The 5,036-nt window shown below is 37.0% G+C and carries 5 protein-coding genes; 4 read left to right on the top strand and 1 reads right to left on the bottom strand.

The genetic code is table 11. From position 1 onward, the window contains the following. Nucleotides 1–309: 309 nt before the first annotated feature. Nucleotides 310–1,548 carry a histidine kinase gene (locus tag ACP6PK_RS08320; RefSeq protein WP_426559207.1) on the bottom strand — a complete coding sequence of 413 codons (1,239 nt, stop codon included), beginning with the start codon at nt 1,546–1,548 and terminating at the stop codon, nt 310–312. Between the two features lie 561 nt (nt 1,549–2,109). Here ACP6PK_RS08320 and ACP6PK_RS08315 point away from each other — a divergent pair. Genes ACP6PK_RS08315 through ACP6PK_RS08300 form a run of 4 tightly spaced genes read left to right on the top strand, consistent with a single transcriptional unit; the run spans nt 2,110 to nt 4,920 of the window. Further along, nucleotides 2,110–3,759 (top strand): DUF2079 domain-containing protein, encoded by a 1,650-nt coding sequence (locus tag ACP6PK_RS08315; RefSeq protein ID WP_426559208.1) that lies wholly within the window; start codon nt 2,110–2,112, stop codon nt 3,757–3,759. Nucleotides 3,760–3,807: 48 nt separating this feature from the next. Further along, on the top strand, nt 3,808–3,930 hold the full coding sequence (locus tag ACP6PK_RS08310) for a hypothetical protein (protein ID WP_426559206.1): 123 nt from the start codon (nt 3,808–3,810) through the stop codon (nt 3,928–3,930). Nucleotides 3,931–3,947: 17 nt separating this feature from the next. Further along, a complete protein-coding gene (locus ACP6PK_RS08305; RefSeq protein ID WP_426559205.1) occupies nt 3,948–4,358 on the top strand; it encodes a hypothetical protein in 411 nt (136 codons plus the stop codon). A gap of 22 nt (nt 4,359–4,380) precedes the next feature. Next, nucleotides 4,381–4,920: a hypothetical protein gene (locus ACP6PK_RS08300; RefSeq protein ID WP_426559204.1), complete on the top strand. Its 540-nt coding sequence runs from the start codon at nt 4,381–4,383 to the stop codon at nt 4,918–4,920. The last annotated feature ends 116 nt before the right edge of the window (nt 4,921–5,036 follow it).

The raw sequence follows: 5,036 nt of genomic DNA, 5'->3' as shown, positions 1-5,036 counted from the left end.
TTACTCAAGTTTCCCACTCTTTGTGTACTACATTTTGTCGTGCGGAATGTGGGTTGCATCCTCACAATTTTTGTAATATGATAAAGGCTGTATAGAGTCGTTCGTCTATAAACATGACTTTTTATTCAACTCAAAAATTAAGTTTTGATTGGGAATGTTGTAGAAAGGAAAAACAAGGTAAAAGATACGGTTAGAGATTCTATAGCAAAGAAAGAATTGGCTAGGACATAGACTGATAATGAATCTTAGACGAGGAGATGTTTTTCCAACGACTCAGTACTCCCTACTCCCTAATCCCTACTCCCTCTTTTACCTATAAACAGGCAAAGTAAAATGAAAACAACTACCATTATTAGGACTAGAATCTACCCAAATTTTACCGTAATGAGATAAGATAATCCGACGACACAAAGCCAAACCAATACCATAACCCTCCTGTGACTCATCCCGCTTCAGTCGGAAAGAATCTTCAAAAATACAATCGCGATTTTCCTTCGGTATACCAGGTCCACTATCACAAACCGTCACTTGCACCTTTTGAGTTGTGCGATCGAGGACTATAATCTGAATCTCACCCTCTTTCGGAGTATACTTAATTGCATTATCAATCAAATTAACTATTACCTGACGTATTCTTTCTCGGTCAGCATAAACCAATGGTAAATCATTAGGAATATCTGTTCTTAACTGCAAATTTTTTGACCTCATTCTGTCTCGAAACTGCATTTTCACCTCATAACATAATGCTCCCACATCTAATTTCTCAGGTTGAATGTGTAACTTGGCGTTTTTCCCTCTTGGTCTCTCTAAAATATCTGTAATCATTCTGTCAATTACCCGCACTTGATAACGTGCTTGCTTAGTCAACCTTTCTACAAGACTTGTAGAACTTTTAAGCAACTCATTTTTTGCCGTTTTTTGAGTAGACTCTAAAGTTTCTAGAGCTAATGAAACTGCAGTCAGAGGGTTCCGCAAGTCGTGAGCTAACATAGCAATGATACGGTCTTTAAATTTTAGTTGAGCTTGCAATTGTTCTTTTTCCCGCTTGAGGCGAAAAATTTCGTCTGACATTTGCATTAATTCGGCAGCGCAACTAATTGAACTAGCAGATAATTTCTCACTAATAGCTTGTTGTGATTCACATTGGGAATTATCCTCATACCTAGATTCTGTTAAAGAACGTTGCCAACGAGGCCACCAATATTCCAACTTAGCCACTAAATTTGTGCCAGTTAGGGTTTGTCTTGGCTCAGGATGAATTTTTAATAGAGCAGGAGTAGCAATTAACTTGAAATGTTCCGCCATGTAGGGTTGTTCTCCTACATCAATGACATTAAATTCAAAAGGGTAATCTGTTTTTAATTTACTTAGGGACTTACGAATAGCTTGGATTTGTTCTTGAGACCCAGGACGTTTATTAATAAACAATAAAAGTTGTAAGAATCCGTCGTTATTAGATTTTTCTGAAGACACCTTTACGAAATCTCTAGGTAAGTGAGATGGGCGATTAGTATCTTGTTGTCGCAGAGGAAGAGAATAATTAACCATCTATAACTTTCCATGAATATTCCCGCCTACCTAGATATTGGGCCTTACTGGGCAAGTAGGGCGGGGTTTACCACTTACCATTCACAAATTATTTTTCAATTTATCGCCCATTATAGCGCTACGCGCAAGTCAAAAGTCAGGAGGGACAAATGGCCATTCACCCCCACAAAAGCGAGTGCGTAATTCTGAGGTTTCCTACGGGGCGTATAAAGTGCGGAATTACTTCCGCACACAGCCTCTCCAGAATGTAAGACGCACTCAAGACAATCAAAAGTAATCCCTGACGCTCGTTTGAGCATTGATAAATGTCCCAACCTTTGCTTCAACTGCTATAACAGAAAGTTTATTTCTGAGATAATTTAATCTCTATTTTATATTCTGACACTAATACTGTAAATTCACTGAATTAACTGTATTGAGATTATCCAATCTTCACTTGACATAATTTAGAGTTTATAGTAAGCAGCAAAAATAATAACCCTTGCAAGTGGTTATGATGACTCAAGTAAGATATAAATTTCTGGTAAGTGTTATACTGCAAGCTTTGAGTTTAGGTGGGTGATGTTGGGTAGTAGGGAAAAAAATCAGTCTCTCAAGATGCTGTTCGTGGTGGCGATCGCTTTCTTTTCAATATGTCTATTGTTCAACCTGCATCGCTATTATACTTTTTACGCCTCTTACGACCAGGGTATATTTAACCAAGTCTTTTGGAATAGTATGCACGGTCGTTTTTTTCAAAGTTCCCTTTCTTCAGCTCTTTCCACAAATGTAGTCCACCAAGGCCAACTTTCCGAAGTATACTATCACCGCTTAGGCCAACATTTTACCCCTGCTCTTTTGCTGTGGCTGCCAATATATGCTCTTTTTCCATCTCCTGTCACCCTAACAGTTTTACAAGTCACATTAGTTACTGCTGCGGGTTTAGTTTTATACATCTTAGCTAGACAATATCTCCAACCACCCTTATCCGCGATGATTAGTGTTAGTTTCTATGGAGCTAACGCAGTAATCGGACCTACCCTAGCGAATTTCCATGATATTTGTCAAATACCTCTGTTTGTATTTAGTTTACTACTGGCAATGGAAAAACGCTGGTGGTATCTATTTTGGATTTTAGCAATATTAATTTTAGCTGTTAGAGAGGATGCAGGAGTAGTATTATTTGGTGTTGGGTTCTACCTAATCTTAAGTAGACGCTATCCCAACATAGGTTTGGCTATCTGTACTCTCAGTTTTGCCTACATGGTAGCTCTGACAAATCTAATTATGCCAATTTTTTCCGAAGACATTTCCCAGAGATTTATGATGGAAAGATTCGGTCAATATGCAGAAGGAGAAGAAGCTTCGACTCTAGAAATTATTTGGGGTATGATTAGTAACCCTTGGCGGTTAATAGGGGAAATTTTTACTCCTTTTTTTGGCACTATCAAATATTTATTAGGTCAATGGTTGCCTTTAGCATTTGTACCTACTATTGCTCCCGCTTCTTGGATGATAGCAGGATTTCCTTTACTGAAATTATTTTCTGCTCAGGGTTTGTCTGTACTGTCAATTACTATTCGTTATGCGATGACTGTAGTACCTGGATTATGTTACGGTGCAATTTTATGGTGGGGAAAGAGAGAATCAGAAGTTGAAAACTCACAACTGCCATCACGAAAGTTTCGCCATTTTTGGGTAGCTTGTATTTGGTTGTCACTATTTTTTACATTTACATCTAATCCTAATCGTACCTTCTATTTTTTAGTACCAGACTCAGTACAACCTTGGGTTTATGTTCCCGCACACCAACAATGGCAGCACGTTAGTCAAATGCGACCGTTGTTAGAGAAAATTCCTGATGATGCTAGCGCGGCAGCAACAACTTATATTATTCCCCACTTATCAAGTCGGCGAGCAGTTTTGCGGTTTCCCAGAATGAAATTTAGAAATGATGCAAGAGAAGTTGAAAAAGTAGAATATATTATTGTTGACTTGTGGCGGTTGAATAGATATCAGGTGGCATTTAAGAGCGATCGCCAACGACTAGAAAAAATTGTACCTCGAATTGAAGAACTTTATAATTCTGGTGAATATGGAATTACTGATTTTGCAGATGGTGTGGTTTTGATGCAAAAAGGAGTAGTTTCTAATTTAGATGCTGTTGATGGATGGAAAAATTTCCGGCAAGAAATTGTAGGGGCGGTTTTTAGTAAAAACTCTGATAAATAGGTTTTTAAAGTTTTGCACTACACTTGTGTAAATTTCATGGATGAGATTATGAAAATTATACAAGAGTATATAATAGACCAAACTATCGAAGTTGGTAGTGGCTTTGAATGGAGAGGTACAGGAAAAGAACCTCTAAATAGGTTTTTAGAGTTTTGCACTACACTTGTGTAAATTTCATGGATGAGATTATGAAAATTATACAAGAGTATATAATAGATCAAACTATCGAAGTTGGTAATGGCTTTGAATGGAGAGGTACAGGAAAGGAACCTCAGTGGAATAATCCTAAATCTATCAAAGCTTACGATCATATCGAACGCCATCATGGCCCTCAACTTAAATTAGAGAATTTTAGGGGGAGAATTGCTAGTACAAATACTAACCAAGGGCAATGGTTAAATACACAAGACTGGGTAGAGGTAGAAAGATTTATCCCCAAATATTATGGTCAATATATTGTCGATTTTCAACGACCAATTGGTAGAGTTTATCATACTGATGGAACAGTAATAGAAAATGTCACTAGAGCTTTTATTATCAGAAAAAAAGATGGAACTCTCAAAACCGCCTATCCTATTCTAAATACTGACGATTTATAATCTTTAAAAAGGAGTAGTAAAAATGAATAATTTTCATAAATTTCAAATTAGATTGGGAGACCCTTTACTAGAAAAATTTGCTGCTCCTCCGGAAGATGTCTTAGGAGAATTATCTCATTTTGAAATGGGAATTAGGCGTTTTTGTTACGAAAGCGATCGCCCTATCTTTATCGAAATAGGGAAAGAACAAATCAAAGTATTTTTAGACCCCGATATCTCTATGTTGCTGGAAGAAGATTTACCTACAGAAATTGACCAGTTATCAAGAGGGGAAACAATACAGTTAGAATTTGTTGATAGTTGTTGTCTCACAATAGAATTAATGCCTCTTGGCAACAAGGTTAACTGCAACTTACGGTATTATGGCTATGGGGATAGCAATAAAAACTTTTCTCTAGATGGCAGTTACAAGCAATTTCAATTAGACTGCAAAGAAGTCTTGGAAACTTTAACTGACTTTGTTATCAATATCGCAGATATGGCAACAGAAACAGGTTATATTACCAGACAAGAAAGAGACGATTTTATCTCTCCTGTGGAAATACATAAAATGGTTTTATGAAGAAGGAGTCAGATAGAGTAAAAATTGTAGGGGCGGGTTTTTTCAGTTATCAGTTATCAGTTGGAAATACATAAAATGGTTTTATGAAGAAGGAGTCAGATAGAGTAAAAATTGTA

The sequence above is a fragment of the Dapis hubbardiae BLCC-M172 genome (genome assembly GCF_050016015.1).
Taxonomy (GTDB): Bacteria; Cyanobacteriota; Cyanobacteriia; order Cyanobacteriales; family Microcoleaceae; genus Trichodesmium.
The sequence above is the reverse complement of the archived record's forward strand: the minus strand, read 5'-3'. Positions and strand labels throughout refer to the sequence as shown.

Excerpts from the sequence above, each read along its gene's own strand:
- ACP6PK_RS08320 (WP_426559207.1), bottom strand. The coding sequence starts at position 1,548 with ATGGTTAATTATTCTCTTCCTCTGCGACAACAAGATACTAATCGCCCA.
- ACP6PK_RS08315 (WP_426559208.1), top strand. The coding sequence starts at position 2,110 with ATGTTGGGTAGTAGGGAAAAAAATCAGTCTCTCAAGATGCTGTTCGTG.
- ACP6PK_RS08310 (WP_426559206.1), top strand. The coding sequence starts at position 3,808 with ATGAAAATTATACAAGAGTATATAATAGACCAAACTATCGAAGTTGGT.
- ACP6PK_RS08305 (WP_426559205.1), top strand. The coding sequence starts at position 3,948 with ATGAAAATTATACAAGAGTATATAATAGATCAAACTATCGAAGTTGGT.
- ACP6PK_RS08300 (WP_426559204.1), top strand. The coding sequence starts at position 4,381 with ATGAATAATTTTCATAAATTTCAAATTAGATTGGGAGACCCTTTACTA.